Raw genomic sequence first — 22,068 nt, 5'->3', positions numbered from 1 at the left:
AGCGTAGCTGGAGAGTGCGGCTACGGCATCCGCTAGAACAGCTGAGCAACCTGCGCCGCTGTATCCATTACTTCGGCAATCGAGGTATTCCCTCTGCTGCTGTTCGTCTTTTGCCTCAAGTCGTGCTTTCTCCGCGCACGCTGACTGATCCCCCTCCGGCACACGAAACCTTGGCCTCATTCAACTTTTCATTATCTGCATGATTGAGGTAATTATAATTAACGTTGTCTAGCCCGGCGGCTGCGGCGGTTTCGCCTCCGACCGCCGCACCAACGATTGCCGCCACCCACTGAGTGATGGCGCTTTTCTGGTCGTCGGTCAGGTTCGGATTAGCGCTCAACACCTGCTGCAAGACGCCATTGACGACTTCACTCAATCCACCTGCCAACGCCCCAGATCCGGCATTGCCGCCCGCAAGCTGTGCGACCAACCCTCCAACTGCCGCATGAAGAGCAATCTTCGCCGGACTGCCTTCGGCAAAACCGAGTTTAGCGGAGATGTCACCAACGGCGATGTTGGCAAGCGCCGAGAGGGCAGCTGCACTCTCCTGTTTCGCCTTCAGCCGCTCTATGTCGAACGGGTCGACTGTTGTGTTGGCTTTAGAGAGGTCCTTGTTAAGTGAGGCCAGATCCTGTGTCTGATTGGTGAGCGTAAGTTGACCTGGTGTCAGTGTGGCACGGGCAACACCTTGATCCTCCTCCTTGGCTGGCTGGCCGACTACAGGAACGGGAATGCCGCCAGGTGTCAGAGATACTCCAAGACTGGAACTCGACGCCTCGGAGCGGTTGGCTATGTCCGACCAGGTCAATGAATCGGCGGAAAGCGTATTTTTGGTAGGATCGGCTGTTGAACCTATGACGCCACCGGCGAGGTCGACATTGCCGCCGACCTTGACATTGTATCCGCCGGAGCCCGCGATTAGTCCGCTCTGTTCGGAAACGTTGGCGTAATTACCTTCAACATCGGTTTTCTGAACTCCACCACCGACCTTACCCGCTGGTGACAAATTGAGGCCACCGCCAACCGTTTTTTCGTTGTAAACCATCGTGTCCTGGCGGCTGACGATGTTGAGATCGCCGCCGACAGCAGCCGTGACCTTGTCGCCGGACACAACTGCGCCCGCAAGCGTGGTGTCGTTGCCAGAAGCCAGTGTGACATTACCGGTGCCTGTGACATGGGTGTTGAGATGAGTGACGCTGTTGGCGTCCTGCTTACCGCTGCCCGCTGCAAAACCACCGCTCAGACCGCCGTTCGTGAGATTGACTCCAATTGAAGCATTTGCAGACTGGCTGCGGCTCGAAGACGATGAAGCAGACTGGGCACTTTCCAACAGAATGGAGCCACCAGCCATGAGAAGCACATTTCCTGATGTCGGATCGTTTTGGGAGCCTGCTGCAATCTGAACACCACGACCGGTCAAATCACCAGAATTCGCGACTATGCTGACTGAATCCCCTGCCTCAATCGTTGTGACAACCGGCGTTAATGTCGAAAGCGTTGCGCTACTCTTTTGGTAGGTAAACCCGACGGATAGGCTTGCAGAGGCCAGCGGCTGCGAACCGCCGTCGATCTGCTTGAGGATGTCTTTTACTCGATACGCCGCAAGGGCAGCCGGTGCGAGAGCATAGGCACCGTTCGGACCGCCAAGTTTTCCAGCAGCGTTAGCGAGACTGCCCGCAGCACTCGCAAGCCCAGAGGACACCGACAGGCTGACGCCGGCAAACATCTCCTCATGCATGTGTTCGTAGTTCGACTTGTCCTGCGCCGAGAGCAGATTGACGTTACGTTCTGCGAGGATAGCAACATCGCGCTCAGCGGACACCTCAGCCGCCTGCACGTTGGCGTCGCGGCCCGCAGATATTGTCAGGTCACGACCGGCAGAAAGGGTGGATTTGGCGTTGGTCTCGGCAGACTGGCTCGTTTGATCGACAGACTTGCCATAGCCAATGCCCACAGAGGCGCTGCCGCTGCCTGAACTGAAAGAGAGACCGAAACCGGAACGCTGCTCCTTCTCCGCCGATGCGGCACTTTCTGCCCCTGGCGTGATGTTGACATCACGGGCAGCCTCCAGCGCGAGGTCACGCCCCGCCATGATGGACGAGCCGATGACATTGACGTCGTTTTCGCGTGCCGCGAGGGTTACGTCGGTCCCAGCAGTCAGCGCGGAGCCAACGTTGAGGGTGGACGACTGGCTTTTTCTTTCTGTTCCTTGCCCCAGAGTGAAAGGAAGCCGCCGCCGGAACCGGCAAACAGGCCGGATTTTTTGCTGCTGCTCTCCAGCGCATGCTGTTCCTCGGCCCCGATGATGGCGACGCTGTCGCCCGTGACGCTGATCGCATCGCCTGCCGTTATGTTCGAGCCGGCGATGACAGCGTTGCCGCCAGCATCCAGCTTGATGTTGCCGGATGCGGAAAGCTCGGAGCCGACTGTGGCTTCATCATAGTTGTACTGCGTCGAGCTTTTTTTCGAGAGGAAGCCCTTGGATGAGGAGCTCTGCTCGAACTCAGCAGTATTCTTGCCCGACGCGATCAGCAGATCGCCCCCTGCGCTGACGTTGATATCCGCTTTGTTGGTATCATCGCCGGCTATCACCCTCGAGGCGGAGACGACGGTATCACCATCCGAGGTAATGGACACGCCCTTCCCGCCACTGACCGATGATCCGACGGCAGTCTCGGTTTGCGTGTGGCTCGTCGTCTGTTTGCTTCCGCCGAACAGGCCGCCCTTTTTCCTGTAGGTGTAATCGATCGTGGTGGTGTCGACAGCTCCGGCAATTGTCACGTCACCGGTCGCTTTCAGACCGACCGTCCCATCAGCGGCAATCGTGCTGCCGATGAGGTTGAGGCTGCCACCCGCATTGGCGGTGATCGATCCGCCCGCGGTGATCTCGGAACCCTGACTTGTGGTTCTCACAACCGTCGTCGTGCTGCGCTTGTCACGTAAGGTGCTGGTTGTCGACCTCTCGGTAACGGAGATATTGATGTCTCCATTCGACGTCAGTCCGAGATTGCCGCCGGCCGTCACCTTTGCGTTGGCGAGCAGAATGCCCTCGTCGCCCTTGATTGAAGCATTACCGCCTGCGCTGAAGGAGCCGCCGATTGCCGCAATCGATGAACCGGAAACGGTAAGATCGCCAGTCGATGCGATCATCCCTGATGTTGCAAGCAAGCCAGTGTCGATCGTTACCTGATTGCCCGCGATCAGCGCGCCAGCGGAGTTCAATCTTTCCCTGTCGTCAGCGGCAAGATGCAGCACCGGCGCAAGAACGGTCGTGCCGTTCACCGTCTGCCACTCATAAACAACGACGGATTCGGTGAGGCTGGCGATCTCTTCAGCCGTCAGCGGTTGGCCGAGCTGGCGCTGGTTCGCTCCCAGATAGGCGGCTCCGTTGTCAAGCAGCTGTTTTATCTGGGTAATCGAATCCTGCCCGGTAAAACCGGAGCCTGTCGCCAGTCTGAGCTGCTGCTCAATATATTGGTTCTCGAAATAGGCGTCACCAAGGAACTGGATTTGGCGATCCGGCTGGTAGCCGATGCGGCCAAGGAAATAGCTGGAGCCATAGAATTTCGAGACGTCGAGGAAGGCGGCACGGGTCTCATAGAGGAATGTCTGGCCGGGAACGGTGCCGCCAAAGCCGCCGGACTGCGGGGTAGCAACGGCGCCAAGCGTGAATAGCGCTCCGCTCGCTGTTAAGCCGGCCAGCAACGCCGTCGGATCGCTAGAAGGCTGAGGTGTAGCAACGGTGGCATGGTCGGCGATTGTTCCGGCCGAAGCAGTATTGTTGACGGCGGCAAAACCGGTGATACCAAGCGCCCCGCCAGAGCGGATCGTCGCGGTAACGCCACCGATCGCCTCAACGCTTTCCACGGTTCGTCCAGGCCCGATATCCTTTGACGCATCCCGCGTTCCGAAGGGGCTGGGGCCAGGCACGGCGACCTGCCATGAACCTTCATGGCCACCTGTGTCGCCGGTCGTTTTCGTTTCCGTCCATTCGTAAATGACATCCGGATAATACTGGCAGCCGCCGTGCTGGTTGCAATTGAGCGAAGTCGTGCGCTGCAATTGCAGCCCGAGATTGGTCAGCGTGCCCGAGCCATTCAGCGTCATGCCGGAGCCGGCTTCGATTGCACTATAGGCATTGGTAAGATCGACCGTGTCGACAGAAAGTGTGTTGCCCGCCTTGATCAGCGCTGCGGGACTACCTGAGGATATGAGCTGATCCTCGACGACGTCCCGGTAAACGCGATGGATGGGGCTACCGATGACGAATGACCGGTTATAAAATTCGATGGGCGACGAACAATCCCCGCACTCTCTCGCATAATATATGTCATACGCGGAAACGAGCGCGTTAGAGAGGAACTGTGTTGTGTAGGTAGGTGCAATTGTTCTTTCGTTGCGCAGATTTGCAGTAATGATCGACATGTTGTGACCGGCTGAGATGAAGCCGGAACTGTTGACAATGGCCGCATTACGCCCGCCATGAGCGTTTCCCGCAATCGTGAGATCATGACCGGCGACAATCGCCCCCTGCTCGTTGGCAAGCACGCCGCCCACGAAAAGCGCCGCGTCATTGCCGGCATATATCAGGCCAGTGGCAGTGTTGGTGAGATTGCCGGTGACATTGAACGTCAGATCGTTACCAGCGGCAAGCTGGCCGGCATTGACAAGCTGGGGGAGTGTTAGCGTCAGATCACGTGCGGCCAGAAGATTGGTAGCACCGTTGGCGACGAGGCTATCTGCTGTGATCGCAATATCGCCCGGCACTTGAGCGGAACGAGATGTGCTGCTCGAAGCGACGGCATTGAGCCGCGTCCCCGTCAGATCAGTCACTCCGGATGAGGTAAGACCGATACCGCCGAACGTCAGCGTGCTATTGGCCAGATTGATATTACTAGCATCAATGTAGAGTGTACCCGATGTTGCAAGTCCGCTCCTGTTATTGGAAAGGTCGGCATGTTGCTGCCTGATCCTGATGTCGCCACCGGCGGCTGTGCGTTTATCGAGGCTGATTACACCGCCGGCTGAAGATAGCGAGACGTTGCCATTGGCTTCCAGACTTCCATAGCGGATGTTGCCACCAGCCGAAGCCTGCAAATTCTGTTCGGCAAGCACGAGCCCGGAAATCCCAAGATCAAGACCGGAAAGCAGCGCCAGATCACCTTTCGAAAGAAGCGCGCCCGCTGCAATTGAGCCTGAAGCAGCCGAAATCGACATCGCTGCGCCGGACTGGGCTGCACCGCTAATGCCGATGGACCCTGCCCCCGACCATAGTGAAACGGGTCCTGTAGCGGAGACGTCGGCCACCGCAACACGTCCATCTCCCAGGACAGTGATCGCGCTACCAGCGCCAAGGGTGCCGACGACATCAACGAAGCCGGCCCCGCTATTGATTAGGATGGCCTCTTCTGCGCCGATCGAAGCGATGTTGACGTCTTTCCCCGCCTTGACCGACACTGATTTTTTCGAGGTCAGACGACCGGTCGAGACACTCCCCTTCGAGGAGACGCTGACACCTTTATTGCCGGACGCATTGCCGATCGAAATCTTGCCGTCTGCCGATAGCGAAAGCTCGCCTGTGTTGGCAGCCATGTCGCCGCGCATGCGAACGCCAGCGCCCTTCTCCGTGACGACCATCTTGATGCGGCCGGCCTGCATGGCCCCAAGTGCTGAGCCATCGATTGCGTATTCAGGTGTCCCGGAGGTGGCATCGAGCGCTGTTGCCTCACCCGTGGCATAATCGAATTTGCTCTTCCCGGCTGTCAGGCGCAGGTCCTCGCCATAGATCGTTCCGTCGATCTGGATGGTACGGGACACGACATCGAACAGACTGACTGCACCATCACCAAGCGCAAAATTCCCACCGCTAGGACCGAAGGTGACATCCCCTGCGTTGACCGTGAATCCATTGAGACGTCCATCGGTGCCGATGTCAGGTACACCCGTCGTCAGCGTGGCGCGTGGCGTGTTGATGAAACCGCAGCCGTCGCAGGTGATCCCGTTCGGATTGGCAATGATGACATCGGCCCTGCCACCGAACACTTCGGTTGGACCGAGAAGCGAACTGCGGTTTTGCGACGTGACCTCATTGAGGATGACCGTGGCGGAACCTTTGCCTTGAAGGTTTGGATTACCGGGTGTAACACCACCCAGTTTCGACGTACCGATCTCACCATTGAAGTTGTTGAGAATGACCCCCGGTGTGCCGACGTTGAAATTGTTGTATTTGTTGTGCGACAGACCTTGGCTGTTGGGTCCGACGATATCAATGAGCGGCACTCCGTTCGGAGCAGCCCCTATCCCGGGGCGATTTGCAAAAGATCCTCCAACTTCCGGCGATATGTCCTGTGCGTGAAGAAGCACTGGCTGAAGCAGGAGCGTAAAACTGACAACGGTAGCAATGATTTTTTGAGCCAGCGTCCCGGCATTAGCGAACAACGCGAGGTCGGTTGTCTTGCGTGGAAGACGCTTAAACTGTGATGTCATTGTTGCTCGCCTCTCGTGGCAGACGGAATTTGGGGCTTAGCGGTCTTTTCTGCTCGTGTCGGCCGGGGATGGCTTGCTGTCGAGTTTCTTGTAGACATCTGCCAGCTTCGATTGCGGAGCTGGGCATTTTTTGCTTTTGGCAATCTCGGCAAGGACCTGATTGCGGTTACGTAAGGCGTCGATCTCCAGTTTTTCCGGCGATTTCGGATCCATGAAAAAAAGGGCCGGCCAGAACAGAAGGACACCTGTCGCACCGAGGATCACGTTTTTACCCTGCGCGTCGGATCGTTCTTTCACCGTCGCCAGCACCTGCCGCTCATTGGCCTCGAACTCGCGCTTTATGCCGGCGCAGTCGAAAGCACTGTCGGCCGGGTTGGTCGACGACACCGGATGTGCAGCCCGGCCACCGCAACCGGATACGACAATGGCTGTCGCCAGCAGGGCGGAGATGAAAGATAATTTGGGGGTGTGAAAAGAAGAGCTGATCATAATATTCTCTTTTGAAGCCTACCAGCGTGCCGTCACGCTGGCGAAAATGAGATTTCCGCGCCCGCCATTGACGCTGCTGGAAAATGCCTGGGAGTAGCCAAAATCGGCGCTGATGTTTCCCCCCACGAGTTTCGCACCAACGGTCCAACTCGCGAGATAGCCGCCGGGAATGTCGAATCGATCCTGCGAGAACACGCGGCCGTAATCGAGACCGAGGTAAGGGCGTAGCTCGCCCAGAACGGGCGCCAGACTTGTGCCTTCCCATGGCATTGTCCGCCATGCAAATTCGTTGTGGCTGAAGAACCCGTTATTACCGAATATGACGCTTTCCCTCAGGCCGCGTACGTTGCTGGAGCCACCAAGTCCGATCTGCTCCGCGCCAAACATGTTATTCGGCGAATATTGGGCATTGAGGAGCGTCGTTAACTCGAACCGCTGGCCAGCCGCCTCGAACGGCCGCGTCGCGCTGACGGTCGTGTTGAATTTCAAAAACCGGGGATCGGCCGTGCCGGCCCCGGGCTCTCCGGCCTCCGCAGCGTCAAAAGATCGAGACCCTTATCAAGGGCAAAATCGAGGGCGATGACGCCACCCAGTATTCTTTGCGAACGCGACAAACCGAGAGTGCCTATCGTGTATCGGCGGCTTCCAACCTCAATCCGGTTGCCGAGAAGAAAATTGTTGGTTTGCTTGTAGGTGAGGCCGCCCCTGAGCGTCGTGATCGAGTCCTTGTCTCGCCGGATAACGCGATCGATGCCAAATCCAATCTGACCGGAATCACCCGAAGTTTCGATCGGCCCGAAATTGCCGGGAATAGTGCTGTCATATTCGTACCAGGAACCGTTCGCCGAAAATGTCCAGTAGCCATAGGGTATACTTGTATTGACCGAATAACTGTTACTGCGCCCGCGACCCTCATCATCCCAGGGGTAGTCCGGGCCGCTACGCCCATAAGATAGCCCCAACTGATCATTGAGACCCAAGAGGTCATCGAAACCCAAGGAAATATTGCTTTGGGAGTAGCCGGTGCTTTGCTGGCCGAGACTATTATTGGAAATGCTCACGTACCAAGGTTTGCCCGGCTTGTTCTCGACGTTGAGAATGGATGTACCATCCGTTTTTCCCGGCAACATCGAAGTCTTGGCGTTATTGGACGACAGACGGTTGATCTGGTCCAGCCCCTGCTCAACATCGCGAATATTAGCAACCTTTCCTTTCATGCCGGGAAAGGCCGTAGCGAATGAACCGTTCTGCTCGGCCGGTTGACCATTGAAGTAGATATCCTCGATCGTGCCTTCGACAACGACCAATCTCAGCAATCCTGTTCCGGCAATATCCTGCGGCGGAACATAGGCGCGTGACGTCACGAATCCCTTGTCTAGATAGATGTCGGTGATGGCCTTGAGGAGAGACGTGATATCGGCAACGCCGACGCAACGATCGTTAAAAGGCCGCGTCAGTGTTCCAAGCGTAGCGGCAGAAAGGTTCGCCGCACCTTCGATCTCCACACGGGAGATATCGAAGCATAAATCATCGGGCTTCGCGTCGCCTCGCGGTGCCCCGCCCTCACGGCCAGTGACACTATCAGGGGTTATCTGTTTCAGGTTTTCAAGCCGCTGCAACTGCTGTTGCTGATCCTGTTGGCGCGAAAAATCATCGGCGGGCGACTGAGCACTTGCCGGCTCTGCCGCGAGCAGGCCCGCCAAAAGCAGGGTGGTGACGGCCCATTTGGAACTGTTAGGCGCGGCCCTCGAATTACCCAAGGTATTCCGCTCTGCCTGGATAGCGATCGGGGAATAAGCGGAAACTCGAACCGCCGTCACAATTGCGAGACAAAAATCAGGAGGAAGTGGCGATCGGAAACCAGGAATGAAAGCAGCGAGGGACATGTTTAGGAGGCCTGCATTTGAAGCGAAGTTGGTCGCGGCAATGCCGCTCATGCTTCACTCTGCAGCTGTCCTTGCTGTCGATCCCTACCGGGTTAATAGATCAGATCATCCGATCCAAGAAGCGTTAAAGTAGTATATTTTATTACGAAACGATAGTCGCAAGTCATTTACTCAAAAGAACGCGGTAGCTAAAAAATCACGTAACACCCAATCTTACCAATGCCATGGCGAGATTATTATTTTTCATCCGTGAGTTTTAAGCGTGACCCCGCCTATTTCTAGCCCTTCGGCTCTTCGAATAAAACAACAACTAGAAGTTACCGCAATACGCATATCCCCGCAAGACCTTGATGAGGACCAAAGTTAAGAACAAACTAAAATTGTTTCTCGGATTAGGCATAGTCAGGCGACCAAGATCATCCAATCTTGTCTCACGGATTTCCAAATTCGTCGGTGATCGGATACGAAACTACGCGAGTTTCCAGGCTGACAACGCCCCTTGACGCCAAATCTCGTTGGAAAGGTCGCTGGAGCGGGTGAAGGGAATCGAAATAATCATTTAATTATTTGATTAAATAACATTATTTAAAAACTCTTTCATAAAATACCGTTCATTATACCGGAACGGCCATTGGATCTGTGCGGATTTCTTGAGATGAATATCTTCGCCGTTACATAAAAAAATATCCCGCCCAGCGTCGAAAGCAGTTTCAACCTCGAATATCGTCGTTCCGAAGCAACAGGAGCTATCGGAATGGACGTAGTCGAAATTCTTGATTCTGAAGAACTAAATGCAGCCGTTAAGGCAGTCGAGATTCTGCTGGAAAAACATCAGCTCCCCAGGAAAAGCCCCACTCAGAAAACGTTTAAAGAAATCGTGCTGGGCCGGGAGTTTAGAGCCAGAGACGCACTTAATGTGATTTTGAGCAGCGAACCCGCCTATCCGGGATTTAGAGAGGTTCTTTCATCTGGCTTTGTTGGTTGGGCGTTATTTCCTGATGCCCAACCAGTACGTCACGCCTTGATGACGCATGCTGTACTCGATCACATGGATGATCACGATCTGTCCGTTGGCTTGATTGACCATCCACTCGATTTACACCGCGATATGGTCTCTCGCTACGTTCTGACTGGCGTTGATTTTTTGTCAGACATCTATGATCCCCTTGGGGGATATCAAGCATTCGCTCGAATTTTCAGCCTGGACAGCCTTTCCATGCACGCCAACTCGGAAGACAAGTCCATCAAGACGGTTGTTCGAGCACTGCTATACTTGCACCATGGCGCTGATCGCTACCAGCAGCCCGAGTTCGATTTTGCTCCCAGTCTAAACCGCGCGACTAAAATACTCGCCGATATAAAAAAGTCCCTAGGGGCAGAAGCCTACCGCACTCAATTTGTGGCCAGATCATTGCTCCACGACAGATGGAGCAGTTCGAAACAAACATTGGCGCTGCTCTACGCAGCGTCAACAATCCGCGTCAAAAGAAAGTCTCTCCTGACTGTGATGCTGGAAGGGGCCTTTTCATACAAGTCGCACAAACAATACCTAGACGAATGGGTGGGGCGTGGTCGTTTTGTCGCTGAGCATATTTTTCAGAAAATGGAGAACAATGACCTCTACCAGACCACGATACGGTTGCTCGACGGAGTGGAAGCACGCCCCTTCAAAGCTGCGGCATTATCTCCTCTAGAAGAAACAAGATTGACTTCTCAATTCAGAAAAAGATTCAGACAAAAAGTGAATTAACTATCTGTTTTTAAATGTTTTTTTATATCCAAAAAAACTGGTATTGTTTATGGACGGGTGGAGAATAGTAAACAAACAGATTTTTGCTCATCTTCTAGCCGTGTTCAACACAAACTACGGAGAGCGAAGATGACCCAAGGCCGAAATGACAAAGCCGCCGCTGAGCAAGCGACTGTCTATATTAAAGAATTTCCAGTGAGCGGATATGTGCGCCTGAACCAGATACTTGGGCCCTACGGTCCATTGCCCATTAGTAAATCAAGTTTTTGGGCTGGAGTAAAAAGTGGCAGGTATCCACAGCCCCGTAAAATATCAGCGAGGGTGACTGTTTGGCGCGCGGAAGATATCCGCTCTCTTATTGCCACAATCGAGAAAACTAGCAGGTAATTACCACTACTGCTTTTAAGAAGTTTCCTCGTGCGAGGCCACAGCGAAATCTAGCTGAGGCTTCCTCACCTTAATTCTGGATCCCTCTCAACCCCTCAACGCCAAACCATCGGAGAGCCTCTGCTTCTTCGAATGCGAACCTGTGCGCCTATGGAGGCACCCTTGGTTAAACCAATAGACCTTTGGAAAAAAAAGAAACATCGATCTCTTGCAAAGGCGGTCAAAGCGCGACTGCCAAAATCCGAATTCAACTCTGCTGCTATACCTCGCAAGCAGATCACTCGATTTAGCTCTTTGGGAGATCGCACGCCGACACTTCATCCGACTTGGAAAAGTTTGGATAGCTCGCGTCTAAGCGCTGCCTGTCTTTTGAACGGGCCCGACTTCAGCTTTTTATGGCTGGAGTAATCCATCCGCTCCTGACGCGATCCAAACTAGATTTTTATCACGTCATCGTCGCCGACAAGAGGTGGCGCGTTTCACCGCCCTCAGCAACCAATAAGAGTTTTGATCCACCTCGCCGAAAGGTTAGGTCAGCAATCGAAAAGCTTCGGAGCGATGGATACAAGCCGATATTCTTGGCTGCATACGAGATGTCCGGAAATCACAGCCTTGAAGAGCCCTACGTTTTTGAACCCCACGTCCATTTGATCGTGGGCGGCGCGCCAGTCGAAGCCTTGAAAGCCGCATTTCAGGTCCGGTTACCACGTGGAGCACGGGGGCGCGACAAACCCGTCAGAGTGTCATTCATCCAGAATTCCGAGCTCGGAAACCTCCTAGGTTACCTCACCAAAATGAAAGCCCAGGACAGGGTTGAATATCTTGGATCAAACGGGCGAACCAATCGCGCCTCCAACCGCATGCGCACCGTGGAGGCCAATCTGTGGCTGCGATGCATGGCCACATTGCCAATCACTCATGCGATCCAGTTTGGCGGTTTCGCCACTTCAGTCACAGCACTTTTTATCAACGCCGAAATGGCAACCATCGTGAGGGCACTCAAATGAAAGATACCAAGAAACCCCTTCTTGAGGCTTCCGCCAAGCTCAAAGAGGCTCACAAAAAGCGGTTTGGCGTTGAGGGGTTGACAACTGCACCTGCTAACACAGCCCACCCCGCCCCCAATCATGAAAAAAATGGGCCTGAGCACAGATTCTACACTTTCGGCGACCATATCCTCGCCAGCAGAACTGAGTGTTTCAATCCTCAACGGAGACGACGAAAACCTGTACTATTTATTTGAGGCTCGTGGTCGACAGCTGATCCGGCCAAGCAAACTGGTTGTCGAAAAAAGGCAGCAGGTTTTGGGTGATCTCGGGCGCATTGGTATTCTGGCAGTCTCAGCCATCGACAAAAAAAGGGTCACCGAGTGTATCGAAGTTGCCAAGATCGACGACAACGCCATCGTCGCTACCCGCGTCGGTTATGAGCGTCGTTCCATACCTCGCTACTTTGTCTACGGTGACGGCACAGTGATTAATTCTGAAGCCAAGCTTCGCGTGTTTTCTACGGTTGAGCATCAGGATCGAATTGCCAAGGCCGGAGATTTGAAGGCATACGAAGCAGGAATAGCCAAAGTCATACGCGACCAGTCCGTGCCCATCACCCTGTTTTTCTACGGCTTAACTCCGCTAGTGAAACCATTTGCTATGGGCAGCGGGTACAAAGCTGAAAATATGATGTTTGAGCTGGTTGGGCGGACAAGCACATATAAGTCCGCACTTACTTGCACGCTCGCTGCATCAGCTTGGGGCAAAGGGCATTCCAGTAATGGTTACGCCCGGGACTGGAATATGTCGGAACAAAAAATCGAGGAGCTTTTTTTAGATTTTAATGACCATTTGCTCATTCTCGACGAAGCGACTCTGGCCCATTCCAATGAGAAAACGCGCGCTGACAAGATTCTCAATACGGTGCATCGTCTATCTTCCGGCCAAGGTCGAGCTCGATCTGGAGTGGAGCATCGTGATCACTCTATAGCTATGCTTTCCACCTCAAACCAGCCGATGCACCTGATTCTCCCAGCCAGTGATGACGTTAAGCGTGCATTGGAAGTCCGCCTGATTTCGTTTCAATTACCCACGGCGTCCTCGAGCTTTTTCGAGACCACACCAGCGGGCTTCGAAACAGTCGACGACGCGATGAGCCATATCTTTAAAATCACAGAACATAATTACGGATTGCTGGCCCGTGCCTACATACAAGATATCTTGCAGGCCTTGAGTCAGGACTCGGAGAAGGTAAGAAGTGTACTTCGTGGCGCACTTGAAATATTTCTAAAAAAGATTTGTTTAGAAAGCGCCGGAACGGATGCAGTTTTGTATCGTCGGTCTCAATCCTTCGCACTCTCCTATGCAACAGCGTCTCTGGCCTTTCACCTAGGGACGCTTGAAAAGAAAAAAATGGGGCCACGTCAAACGGGGCATCGTCCGTGCTTGGCGGCAATACGGCAATGTTTCCAAACCAAATGGCAGCGATCCTCGTCTAGTTGCCTACATGACCGACACTTCGAACTGTTTCGCTGATGCGCGCGGAAAGAAGCCGCTACTCAAGGAGAAGAAATTTAAGAACATAGCAGGGTTTATCCACACCGGAAGAGATAAGGCATTGCTTCTAGCTGTTCCTAAAGCTCGCCTTGCCAGCACAGGTATCTCTACTGCTGGCCTCAAATTGCTAAAGAAAGAGGGCGTGCTCCGTTGCGGAGAGAATAACCTTCAGACAAAGCTGGCTCTGCGACACGACGGAAATAAAGATCAGCGCGACGTCTTCTATGTCTTTAAAATTTCGGAAGTTCCGAAGGTGATTTGCTTCCACGAAGAAAAGAAGGGAGCATAGTGGGATCACCAGCGGAAGTTGTTGTCGGCACGAGGGGTCATCTCAGCCCCTCGTATCGTCACATGTCTATCCCGTCGCTATTGGCGCGTCTTTTTGGCCAAATTCACTGTAGCCTCGCCGGCGAAATTGGGACGCATGTTTCATGCGGTACGACGCAATCTTTCTCCGCACAGAAATGATTTCAGTCAAACATCCCTTTAATCCTGTCGCTGATTGCCGCACCAGAAATCAGTCGATTGCGGTTAGATCCCCATGCGGCCACCATTTCCCTCCGTACCGCGTCAGGAAAAGCTGTCCCAGTTAACTCAGTCACGCGCGGAGCTCCGGTGGCAAGAGCAAACTCTGCTCGAGTAGTTGAGGCTACCCGTGCGTACGTGAAAGCCCTCGTGATCTCGTCGTTTTCCGCGGCCTGCGGAGCACATGTTTGCCATTCTGTGGTGGGCGCGAGGTTACCTTCCCCGTCCTTACTGTTACCCCGTCACGAAAAAGAAAGCAGTAAGGTTTGTTCGAGGCGCCGCCGATTACCGAATGCGGCTCAATTACATAGCCGTTGACGGGAAACTGACCGTTCGATGCCTGCCAAATACGCTTTTCGATATGCCGGGAGCAGGCCTTAATGTTCTTAGCGCCGGCGTCTAAGCAAGCATAAATAGTCCAACGTGCGAGCTGCGTTGCTGTCGGTAGAGCAAGCGTTACCGTCGCCTCAGCACCTAATTCCCGATAGGTGCAACGTAAAAGATCAACGCCGGTCCAGTCTTTATCTCTAATCGGCTCGCATGAAGACTTCATATACTGTCCACTGGCTAGGCGATCCTCAAACCGGCGTTTTGTTTCATCTATTTGAGAGCTAATATTACTTTCTGCAGCGTGAACTTGATACAAGCTGGATGCGATAAAGATAACAACAAGCGCGGTTTTTTTGATTTCATCGAGAATAGTTTTCTCCATCTCTGCTCTCCACCGGAAATTATCGTGAATTTTTGCTCAACCTGAAGAGACACGTCTATTGCTATTATCGGTAAGATTGCACAATCTAAGTGAAATTAAAAGAACGCCGTTTGGGGAAGACAGTTCTTCAAAGGCAGACGATGGAGACTGGCAATGTCGTCATTTATGCCCATGAGAATGCATATGTTCGCCTCTCTGTTGGGCGTTCTACTAGCTATTCAAGCCAATGCTACTGAGCCACCAACACAATCTGCAGGACTGCTAAATGCTATTGATTTTTCATTGGGCGTACCGCTTGATGAAACCTACAGATTGGCCTTCCAAAAATGCGATGGAACAACGGCTGAGCGCAGACAGAAAGACCACTTCCTAGGGTTTGACTTGAAGCTTCCCAATGTTCCCGATGCCAAACAATACTATTTGTGCAGTCGTGATCCCAGCAATGTACGGGCCTTATTGCATCTTGGAGACGGGGCAATCTACTGGCGAAGTAAAATGGCACTTGACGTGGACGGCTCTTGGGCAGCGTGGAATGGTTTGCCGGGCGCTACGGACTTAAAGGAAACAGCATACAAGTGGCCGGGCTCAAGCGATCCTTCCGCGCGATCGGCTCAGATCAACCCTGATCGGATCCCTTACATCGTGATACCTACTGCCGGCCTCTCCAAAATTACTGGCAGCAGGAGCAGTGAGATGGGTCGCATGTTCGCAGATAAAACGGGTTTGAGTTTAGGTGACATGGGCGTCGTTGTTTACAAGGATCAATGGACCCCTGTGTTAATTGGGGATGGCGGTCCTTTCATGAGGCTGGGGGAAGGTTCAAGTAGGGTTTTCGAGGCGATTGGCGAAAGCCGTTGCAAGAAGTGGAGTAATGACGGGCAGACGTGTGTTGGTTCCGGCAACGTTTATCCCTACAAGAACCACGGACTTGGCGGAGATGTAGTTTTCATAGCATATCCGGGCAGTAGAAGCGCGGATATCAACCCGCAAAACGCCATTTCAAAACTGTGCGCTTTCGCTAAGGAAAAGCTCAAACTGACTGGGGGCAGAACATGCCCATAATCTCAGACAGTTTCGCGGTCCGTTACCTTGCTTCACTGAGCATTATTATAATCGCCATCACGCCGGCTCAAACCATTGCTGCGACTTTTGGGAAATGCAAATTCGACACCGAAACCATGGCCTTTGCCGGTAATCCCATGGAGCAGGCGTCTTGCCTACTCCGCAAAGTAAGAATTCATGGAAATGTAGAGGCTACTCCCGCTGCTGTACCGCCGAATCTTGCGGGTTTTATCGGGCAACCACTAACCATCTCCAAGGCACAGATTAGAGGCGCTATCGGGCGCCTTGGCCTAACGGAAGAGGGGCTAGGCGGTAGTCTCGACACGCCCCTCTCTCGCGGAAATTCAAACAGCTCGCATGCACCGACAGCACGTTACTTTGTGATTCACGACACAAGTTGGCCCAACTTCGGCAGTGCCAATTTTCCTGAAGACATTGATCGCAGCAATCAAGTTAATCGGCTGGACGGCTTTGTCAGCCAGTCCGATGCGAAGGCCCATATCTTTATAAACCGTAGAGGCGAAATTTACGTCGGCCATGATTTCAAGGTGCCTTGGCGCGCAACCAAGCTGGAACTCAAGATTGGCACCTTGTCTCGCGGCATGTTTCTTCACATTGAAAATGTCCAGCCACGCCGGGGCCATCCCAGCCAAGCCGATGGAAATGCGCCGACACCCGGCTTCTCTCAAGTACAATACGAACGTCTCGCACTCCTATATCTCGTAGCGAGCGCCCGTGCAGGTGTCGGCTTGATTCCTGCGTTTCATGCGGCGATCGATGAGGGGTTGAGTGACGGGCACGATGACCCGCAAAACTTTCGCTTGGACAATTTCGACGCTGCATTGGGACGGCTGCTAGATTCTATCCGACACTAATTTCGGTTTGAAATCCGCTATGCAGTTCTGGGCTCGGTAACTAGCGACCCTTGGGTTGCGCTCGCATATTTGACAATCTTTAGTTGTAATGCTATACCATAACACGCCGGCGCTGCTGCCGGTACGAGGGCCGTTCGGCCCCTCTTCTTGTTTTGGAGAGCTACAATCATGAACGTTTCAACCGCTGCACCCACTACCACCGCCTTACCCGCCACCCCTGCCGTCACCCTGCCCTGCCCCGTCATCATTCTCGGCCGTGACGACAACGGCAGGCCCCACGCCTCATTCTTCCCTGCCACCGATACCCGCGCAGCTGAGAAGGCTGCCGAACTGATGGGCATGGTGGCGCTCAAGGTGGAAGGCGACGAACTCAGGGCGTTTCTTGGCCGGTTGCCGCAGGGCAAGCTGTTCGATAGCGGCAAGGCCTTCGTGCCGTTTGTTAAGCAAGACCTCTATCAGGCCATCGCCGCCCACCTGTCCGATGAGGAGCGCCAACGGCTGGAGCAGCCGCGTGTGGTACCGGATAACCCCGCGCCCGAAACGGGCTACCCTGTTCCGCCCAAAAATATGCCCGAAAGCTGGGACCAGTTGACGGTGGGCAGCCTCGTGCTGGCGACTGAAGGCCCTTTGGAGGGGTGGTATGAAGCCACCGTCATCAAGATCGAGGGCGACACGGGGCTTCGCCTCAAGTGGCGCGATTATCTCGACATGCTGCCTTTCACCCGCCGCGTCGATCAGGTGGCCCTCATTCACCCTGCCTATGTCGAGAAGTGATCGTCATGGGCTGCGCTTTGAAACAGAACATCAGCGAGGATGCGGCCAATCGGGCCGCAGCCATCCGCGATAAAAACGACGCCTTTCGAAAAAGCTTCTCCGGCGGACGAGTGCTGCTGACGCCGGGAGTCACGAACCTCAGCGCCGATCATCAGCAAACAGTCCTATTGGCGGTGCAGGCGTTCGATGATTTCTCGCCGAATAACGACCCCTACGGCGAGCATGACTTCGGTGCCGTCACGCTCGAAGACGCCGTGTTCTTTTGGAAGATCGACTATTACGACCTGGACCTGCAATTCGGATCATCCGATCCAGCAGATGACGATGTAACCTGCCGGGTGCTCACCGTCATGCGGGCAGATGAGTATTGAGCCGTGGCGGCTGTATCCGTGGGTGCTCACCCAGCCTTCGGCTTTCGCCCTGCTCTCAATGGCTTGGGCGAAGCCAACTTGTCGTCAACGGCCGCAAAGAGCTCCGATACGTGGACATCAAGGGTGAGCGATATCGCTTCAAGCGTGGAAACAGTCACGTTTTCCATACCGCGTTCGACTCGCCCAACATACGACCTGTCAATACCAGCCTCTAAAGCCAGCCGTTCTTGCGAGAGGCCTTTGTCGACGCGCAGGCGTCGTAAGTTCCAACCGATTGTTTTGCGAACATCCATGAGCGCAGAAAGCCATATTCACGGCTTGACAATCGACGGACCAACAGTCCCATATTAAATCTTAAACGAGCATTGACTCGATCACTTCACTTAAGGGGTATTTATGAAAATCGCAGTTGGAATTATCGGACTCTTCCTCGGCTTGTTGGTGCTGCTGCAATCATGCGCGGTGACGGCGGGAAGCGGCCTGCTGAACGATCAAGCTACAGGCAGCGCCGGTGCGGTGGGAATGCTGACGGGCGTGCTGTTGGTGATCGGTGGCGCTTTCTCTTTCGGCCTGCCGCTAGTGGGTGCCATCATCTTCCTCGTATCGGGGCTGATGGCCTTTATCGCGTCCTCGCAAGGCACCTTTGGGGATATGTCGGTATGGGGCGTCATTGCCCTCGTGCTTGCCGTCATGGGCTTCTTCACGTGGCGCTCGGCCAAGCGGAAGAAAAACCAGTCAGCGGCGTGAAAGCCTTACAGCCTAAATCCCACGACAACAGCCATACACCGGGGAGTATTCATGAGCGCCTACCTCGACGCCATGCGCCGCTACGCCACCTTTTCAGGCCGATCCACACGAAAGGAGTTTTGGTACTACCACCTCGCGTTGCTGGGTTTAGCCATCGGTGGATTGATTGTCGATGTCGCCATTGCCGGGCCACATGAGCCGCAGCCCCTCGTCTCGGCATTGATCATCATGGGGCACTATGTCCCTTCACTCGCTGTGATCGTCAGGCGTCTGCATGACCTTGAGAAAAGCGGCTGGTTTGTGCTGACCTGCCTAATACCGCTTGTCGGGGTCGTTGCATTCATCGTGATCGGCAGCACCCCGGCAAAGCGTGGGTCAACGGACTTCCCCAAAGCCTTGATCAGCACCGTGCCCCGCCTTTGCCCCCTTCAGGCCCGGACCAACAGATTGAGCGCATCGAAAAATTGGCTGCCCTGCGCTCTTCAGGTGCGATCACCGCCGAGGAATTTGAAACGATGAAGGCGGGTATCATCGGCAGCAACCTTCTAGGGGGAAGCACCGGACTGCCCCATCTCACATGGAAAAATCATCATGACCAGGAATGCTGGAATACTTCTAGCCGTACTTAGCCTCAGCGCTGCTATCGCGGGTTCAATCTCAACACCTGCCATCGCCGGAGAACACTCCTACCACAAAGGTAATAGCTGGCAGGTTGTGTTAAAGACGCCAGATCCTTTTGGCGATGAAGCATTTTGTGGTTTCCGCAGCACGGCGTGGTCAGGGAAGTCGGTCGCGATCGAATATACGCTGATCGGCATCGACAAAATCGTCCCACGGCTGCGCGTTACCAAGCAGAACTGGAATCTTCCCGCTGGCCAGACAACCAATGTCAGCATCGGAACCGAATGGGCCGGTAACATTCAGTTCGTTTCGAAGGTGGTCAACGGCGATGAGCTATATGGCGAAATTCCCGAGACCGTTGCGGACGACGGGGGTGGTTTCAAGGTCACCACCATTCTGGGAACAGCGATCTCGGCGAACAAGCCAGCGCCATTAGCAATCACCTTCCAAGGAAATGAGCCGCCGTGGCTCGTGCCGGTGATGAGCTATAAAGAGGCAATAGCGCTAGGAACTGGCTTCGATACCTGCATATCCACTTTAACCGGGCTTGGCCCATCACTGTTCAAGGCCCTCTCAAGCTTCGTCCACGTCGCCGTTTGCCCAGCCATCAGGCGAAGGTGCCGGAACAGCCGGGCAAGCGCCTGCAAACCGCAGTGTAATGCTTCAAAACCCGCCGCCGAAGTCAGCCGCAGCCACCGCCGCCTCAACATCACCGTGGAAGTTCGAACAACGCGAGGAGGATTGGGGCGATACGTGTTTTGTGGAAACGAAACAGGGCGACGTAACGGTCGGCTTTATGGGCGCGCCGGGCAAGGATTTCGTCGCGTTTGTTGAGAACGGAAACTTTGACGGCACTGTTCGCGCGTCCTGGCGGGTCGATGATAAGGCGGTTCAAATGTCCAACGGCCATCCAGAAGACTATTTCGGCTGGCACGGCTTCTACGAACTCTCACCGCAAATCCTCGATGACGGCAAGAAAGGCAAAAAACTAGAAATCGCCGACCTTGATGGCAAAACGATTGCCATCAGCCTTGCCGATGCCGCGGCGCCTTTCTCTCAGTTTCAGGCATGTTTCAACAAACCTGCTTCAAAGACGGAAAAGGCGAGCAACTATCCTGCGGCGAAACAAACACCTCCAAATCGGAAGGGCTGCGTTCTGGAAGTCGACGGAAGAAAAGCGATAGATGGTGCATGCTATTGGGGGCCATACGGGAGCATGGACGGCAGCTTCGTCATGGAGGCAAACGGTTACTTCGCTATAGTCGAGATCGACAAAAAAACTGCCGACGGCTGGTGGAATGAAACGGCGGGATCAACGCACGCCCACACGCGACTGGGAGAAATGGAGCGTGATGGAAAATGCTGGAAGAGCAGAAGCGTACGCGTTTGTGCCGGTGAAAAATGAGCGCACGTTAAATTTCGGCGGCAAGGTCAGCACAATTTAGGGAATCTCGGCCAAAACCGGACTGAGGCTCGCCCAGGGGGTGACTGCTTTGAAAGCGCTACCGGAATTATGACTTTTTATTGAACTTAGTTTGTTCCGGGCTCAAGCGCGATATTGATACGATCGGAAAGGAGTTGATGATCACCAATTTCACATTCCCAGATCACCACAGTTCGCCAACCGAGCTTGCCCAGCGCTGCCATCGCCCGTGCATCGCGATCTACGTTAGCTGATAGCTTGGCCTCCCAGAACGTGGTGCGCGTCTTTGGCATCGTAGCTCGCTTGCAATTATGGCGATGCCAAAAGCATCCGTGGACGAAGACAGCCAACCGGTGGCGCGGCAAGACAATATCCGGCTTCCCAGGAAGATCCGACCGTTGAAGCCGAAACCTATAACCAAGGCGATGAAGTAATTTTCGGACGGCTATTTCAGGCTTCGTGTCGCGGCTCCTGACAGCCTGCATGTTACGGCGTCGTTGCTGCGAGACGTTTTGCTCCTCCTCGTCCATTCTTCCGCTTAACCATCTAAAAAGGGCGTTGCCAGCACTAACCGCATCAAGACGGCGAAACGTAGTCCAGTCCTACCCTAGTCATCTCCACGCCAAGTTTTTGTATGAGATTGAGCGCATACTCATACCTCAGTTGCGCAATGACATGAGCGCGACGTGTCCTCAAGGTGAGCTTACCTGTAGACCCGCACAAGTAGCGAACCTTCAAAGGGGCCGTCTTAGTGACTGGATCGATCTCGAAGACTCCGAATTGTTCGGCATTGAAAAGTCGCCAAACGGGTGAAGGGTTCTCTCCACCATCGTAGATACTATAGGCATTCACTTTTCCGTCTTGGCCCTTGAGAAAAACGAACGTATTGGAGTTGACCTCCTCTTTACCGAGTGGTTTCGATCGGCGCTGAAGTTGCACCGCCATAAATGGCTTTATCTTGGCCACGATTGACTCATTTATAGCAGCCTTACCCTTTTGATTCGGGACAAGGTCGCATGCTGGCGATACGCATACCCAAAAACTACCATCCACTTTAATAATGTGCCCAGGATGAAGATGCCAACCGGATACGGGTTTGGTCGAAATGTGCGAGTTATAGCGATAGAGCGCTTCCCTCTTCTCCTCATCGCTTCTGACGCGAAGGTTGTAGTGACTGCTGAACCCTTCGACCTTCGCATCCATTGAAACGGGGTCACAATCAACGAGTTTAATGCCGAACTTAATTGCCTCTCCGCCCACAACGTCGAGCAATCGCTCAACGTGTCGGGCGGCGTGCGCCTCAAGTAGCGATTTGCGGTGGCTGTGCCCTGCGTCGCCCTTTGGGCGACTTCGAAAGCTCATCGTAATATTGCCAGTAAACATGCTTGTCGCTAAGGGCAGATTCCTCGGCGTA

General features: G+C 54.1%; 20 protein-coding genes and 2 pseudogenes. 13 read left to right on the top strand and 9 right to left on the bottom strand.

The window, feature by feature from the left end; genetic code table 11:
* Window positions 1-60: 60 nt before the first annotated feature.
* The 5 genes and pseudogenes from O3W47_RS25395 to O3W47_RS18220 all read right to left on the bottom strand — a co-directional run.
* Window positions 61-162, bottom strand: a pseudogene (locus O3W47_RS25395) (hypothetical protein); the annotation flags it as partial.
* Window positions 116-2,161: a hemagglutinin repeat-containing protein gene (locus O3W47_RS18235; protein ID WP_269314857.1), complete on the bottom strand. Its 2,046-nt coding sequence runs from the start codon at window positions 2,159-2,161 to the stop codon at window positions 116-118. The gene O3W47_RS18235 and the pseudogene O3W47_RS25395, both read right to left, overlap by 47 nt.
* Window positions 2,158-6,486 (bottom strand): two-partner secretion domain-containing protein, encoded by a 4,329-nt coding sequence (locus O3W47_RS18230; protein ID WP_269314325.1) that lies wholly within the window; start codon window positions 6,484-6,486, stop codon window positions 2,158-2,160. Before O3W47_RS18230 ends, O3W47_RS18235 begins: the two co-directional genes overlap by 4 nt.
* Window positions 6,487-6,522: 36 nt before the next feature.
* A complete protein-coding gene (locus O3W47_RS18225) occupies window positions 6,523-6,975 on the bottom strand; it encodes a hypothetical protein (protein ID WP_104679942.1) in 453 nt (150 codons plus the stop codon).
* An 18-nt stretch (window positions 6,976-6,993) separates the two neighbouring features.
* A pseudogene (locus O3W47_RS18220) lies at window positions 6,994-8,912 on the bottom strand (ShlB/FhaC/HecB family hemolysin secretion/activation protein).
* A gap of 703 nt (window positions 8,913-9,615) precedes the next feature.
* Here O3W47_RS18220 and O3W47_RS18215 point away from each other — a divergent pair.
* The 4 genes from O3W47_RS18215 to O3W47_RS18195 all read left to right on the top strand — a co-directional run bounded on the left by O3W47_RS18215 (window position 9,616) and on the right by O3W47_RS18195 (window position 13,833).
* The gene (locus O3W47_RS18215; RefSeq protein WP_269314324.1) at window positions 9,616-10,611 is read left to right on the top strand and encodes a hypothetical protein; all 996 of its coding nucleotides are present in this window, start codon (window positions 9,616-9,618) and stop codon (window positions 10,609-10,611) included.
* Window positions 10,612-11,576: 965 nt separating this feature from the next.
* The gene (locus O3W47_RS18205) at window positions 11,577-12,005 is read left to right on the top strand and encodes a hypothetical protein (protein ID WP_269314322.1); all 429 of its coding nucleotides are present in this window, start codon (window positions 11,577-11,579) and stop codon (window positions 12,003-12,005) included.
* A 120-nt stretch (window positions 12,006-12,125) separates the two neighbouring features.
* The gene (locus O3W47_RS18200) at window positions 12,126-13,523 is read left to right on the top strand and encodes a DUF927 domain-containing protein (protein ID WP_269314321.1); all 1,398 of its coding nucleotides are present in this window, start codon (window positions 12,126-12,128) and stop codon (window positions 13,521-13,523) included.
* Window positions 13,495-13,833 (top strand): hypothetical protein, encoded by a 339-nt coding sequence (locus tag O3W47_RS18195; protein ID WP_269314320.1) that lies wholly within the window; start codon window positions 13,495-13,497, stop codon window positions 13,831-13,833. The genes O3W47_RS18200 and O3W47_RS18195 overlap by 29 nt, the downstream gene beginning before the upstream one ends.
* A gap of 360 nt (window positions 13,834-14,193) precedes the next feature.
* Here the strand turns inward: O3W47_RS18195 and O3W47_RS18190 are convergent, their stop codons facing one another.
* The gene (locus tag O3W47_RS18190; protein WP_269314319.1) at window positions 14,194-14,781 is read right to left on the bottom strand and encodes a hypothetical protein; all 588 of its coding nucleotides are present in this window, start codon (window positions 14,779-14,781) and stop codon (window positions 14,194-14,196) included.
* A gap of 153 nt (window positions 14,782-14,934) precedes the next feature.
* Here O3W47_RS18190 and O3W47_RS18185 point away from each other — a divergent pair, with 153 nt between their 5' ends.
* From O3W47_RS18185 to O3W47_RS18170, 4 genes are all read left to right on the top strand, one after another.
* The gene (locus O3W47_RS18185; RefSeq protein WP_269314318.1) at window positions 14,935-15,843 is read left to right on the top strand and encodes a glycoside hydrolase family 75 protein; all 909 of its coding nucleotides are present in this window, start codon (window positions 14,935-14,937) and stop codon (window positions 15,841-15,843) included.
* Window positions 15,834-16,718, top strand: a complete 885-nt coding sequence (locus O3W47_RS18180) for a peptidoglycan recognition protein family protein (RefSeq protein WP_269314317.1) — start codon at window positions 15,834-15,836, stop codon at window positions 16,716-16,718. Before O3W47_RS18185 ends, O3W47_RS18180 begins: the two co-directional genes overlap by 10 nt.
* A 168-nt stretch (window positions 16,719-16,886) precedes the next feature.
* Window positions 16,887-17,492: a hypothetical protein gene (locus O3W47_RS18175; protein WP_269314316.1), complete on the top strand. Its 606-nt coding sequence runs from the start codon at window positions 16,887-16,889 to the stop codon at window positions 17,490-17,492.
* Between the two features lie 5 nt (window positions 17,493-17,497).
* Window positions 17,498-17,863, top strand: coding sequence for a DUF3768 domain-containing protein (locus O3W47_RS18170; RefSeq protein ID WP_269314315.1), 366 nt, complete (start codon window positions 17,498-17,500; stop codon window positions 17,861-17,863).
* 26 nt (window positions 17,864-17,889) lie between these two features.
* Here the strand turns inward: O3W47_RS18170 and O3W47_RS18165 are convergent, their stop codons facing one another.
* The gene (locus O3W47_RS18165; protein ID WP_080855916.1) at window positions 17,890-18,156 is read right to left on the bottom strand and encodes a helix-turn-helix domain-containing protein; all 267 of its coding nucleotides are present in this window, start codon (window positions 18,154-18,156) and stop codon (window positions 17,890-17,892) included.
* A 103-nt stretch (window positions 18,157-18,259) separates the two neighbouring features.
* Between O3W47_RS18165 and O3W47_RS18160 the strand changes: the two genes are divergently transcribed.
* The 5 genes from O3W47_RS18160 to O3W47_RS18145 are packed head-to-tail and all read left to right on the top strand — an operon-like array spanning window position 18,260 to window position 20,636.
* Window positions 18,260-18,610, top strand: a complete 351-nt coding sequence (locus O3W47_RS18160; protein ID WP_269314314.1) for a hypothetical protein — start codon at window positions 18,260-18,262, stop codon at window positions 18,608-18,610.
* 51 nt (window positions 18,611-18,661) lie between these two features.
* Complete coding sequence (locus O3W47_RS18155) at window positions 18,662-19,129, top strand: DUF805 domain-containing protein (protein WP_269314313.1); 468 nt, start codon at window positions 18,662-18,664, stop codon at window positions 19,127-19,129.
* Window positions 19,030-19,239, top strand: coding sequence for an SHOCT domain-containing protein (locus O3W47_RS25390; protein WP_442864624.1), 210 nt, complete (start codon window positions 19,030-19,032; stop codon window positions 19,237-19,239). The genes O3W47_RS18155 and O3W47_RS25390 overlap by 100 nt, the downstream gene beginning before the upstream one ends.
* A complete protein-coding gene (locus O3W47_RS18150; protein WP_269314312.1) occupies window positions 19,202-20,065 on the top strand; it encodes a hypothetical protein in 864 nt (287 codons plus the stop codon). Before O3W47_RS25390 ends, O3W47_RS18150 begins: the two co-directional genes overlap by 38 nt.
* On the top strand, window positions 20,028-20,636 hold the full coding sequence (locus tag O3W47_RS18145) for a hypothetical protein (protein ID WP_269314311.1): 609 nt from the start codon (window positions 20,028-20,030) through the stop codon (window positions 20,634-20,636). The genes O3W47_RS18150 and O3W47_RS18145 overlap by 38 nt, the downstream gene beginning before the upstream one ends.
* 125 nt (window positions 20,637-20,761) lie before the next feature.
* Here the strand turns inward: O3W47_RS18145 and O3W47_RS18140 are convergent, their stop codons facing one another.
* A complete protein-coding gene (locus O3W47_RS18140) occupies window positions 20,762-21,184 on the bottom strand; it encodes a very short patch repair endonuclease (RefSeq protein ID WP_269314310.1) in 423 nt (140 codons plus the stop codon).
* A 46-nt stretch (window positions 21,185-21,230) separates the two neighbouring features.
* Entirely contained in the window at window positions 21,231-22,037 is an 807-nt protein-coding gene (locus O3W47_RS18135; RefSeq protein ID WP_269314309.1) for a hypothetical protein, read from the bottom strand.
* Between the last annotated feature and the right edge of the window lie 31 nt (window positions 22,038-22,068).

The organism is Agrobacterium sp. LMR679 (genome assembly GCF_027157905.1).
Classification (GTDB): domain Bacteria; phylum Pseudomonadota; class Alphaproteobacteria; order Rhizobiales; family Rhizobiaceae; genus Agrobacterium; species Agrobacterium leguminum.
Note: the sequence above shows the minus strand (reverse complement) of the source record. Positions and strands in the feature narration are given on the sequence as shown.

What these genes read in the sequence shown, in the direction of transcription:
- O3W47_RS18230 (WP_269314325.1), bottom strand. Translation starts at nt 6,486, where the DNA reads ATGACATCACAGTTTAAGCGTCTTCCACGCAAGACAACCGACCTCGCG.
- O3W47_RS18225 (WP_104679942.1), bottom strand. Translation starts at nt 6,975, where the DNA reads ATGATCAGCTCTTCTTTTCACACCCCCAAATTATCTTTCATCTCCGCC.
- O3W47_RS18215 (WP_269314324.1), top strand. Translation starts at nt 9,616, where the DNA reads ATGGACGTAGTCGAAATTCTTGATTCTGAAGAACTAAATGCAGCCGTT.
- O3W47_RS18200 (WP_269314321.1), top strand. Translation starts at nt 12,126, where the DNA reads ATGAAAAAAATGGGCCTGAGCACAGATTCTACACTTTCGGCGACCATA.
- O3W47_RS18195 (WP_269314320.1), top strand. Translation starts at nt 13,495, where the DNA reads ATGACCGACACTTCGAACTGTTTCGCTGATGCGCGCGGAAAGAAGCCG.
- O3W47_RS18190 (WP_269314319.1), bottom strand. Translation starts at nt 14,781, where the DNA reads ATGGAGAAAACTATTCTCGATGAAATCAAAAAAACCGCGCTTGTTGTT.
- O3W47_RS18185 (WP_269314318.1), top strand. Translation starts at nt 14,935, where the DNA reads ATGTCGTCATTTATGCCCATGAGAATGCATATGTTCGCCTCTCTGTTG.
- O3W47_RS18180 (WP_269314317.1), top strand. Translation starts at nt 15,834, where the DNA reads ATGCCCATAATCTCAGACAGTTTCGCGGTCCGTTACCTTGCTTCACTG.
- O3W47_RS18175 (WP_269314316.1), top strand. Translation starts at nt 16,887, where the DNA reads ATGAACGTTTCAACCGCTGCACCCACTACCACCGCCTTACCCGCCACC.
- O3W47_RS18170 (WP_269314315.1), top strand. Translation starts at nt 17,498, where the DNA reads ATGGGCTGCGCTTTGAAACAGAACATCAGCGAGGATGCGGCCAATCGG.
- O3W47_RS18165 (WP_080855916.1), bottom strand. Translation starts at nt 18,156, where the DNA reads ATGGATGTTCGCAAAACAATCGGTTGGAACTTACGACGCCTGCGCGTC.
- O3W47_RS18160 (WP_269314314.1), top strand. Translation starts at nt 18,260, where the DNA reads ATGAAAATCGCAGTTGGAATTATCGGACTCTTCCTCGGCTTGTTGGTG.
- O3W47_RS18155 (WP_269314313.1), top strand. Translation starts at nt 18,662, where the DNA reads ATGAGCGCCTACCTCGACGCCATGCGCCGCTACGCCACCTTTTCAGGC.
- O3W47_RS18150 (WP_269314312.1), top strand. Translation starts at nt 19,202, where the DNA reads ATGACCAGGAATGCTGGAATACTTCTAGCCGTACTTAGCCTCAGCGCT.
- O3W47_RS18145 (WP_269314311.1), top strand. Translation starts at nt 20,028, where the DNA reads ATGGGCGCGCCGGGCAAGGATTTCGTCGCGTTTGTTGAGAACGGAAAC.
- O3W47_RS18140 (WP_269314310.1), bottom strand. Translation starts at nt 21,184, where the DNA reads ATGGACGAGGAGGAGCAAAACGTCTCGCAGCAACGACGCCGTAACATG.
- O3W47_RS18135 (WP_269314309.1), bottom strand. Translation starts at nt 22,037, where the DNA reads ATGTTTACTGGCAATATTACGATGAGCTTTCGAAGTCGCCCAAAGGGC.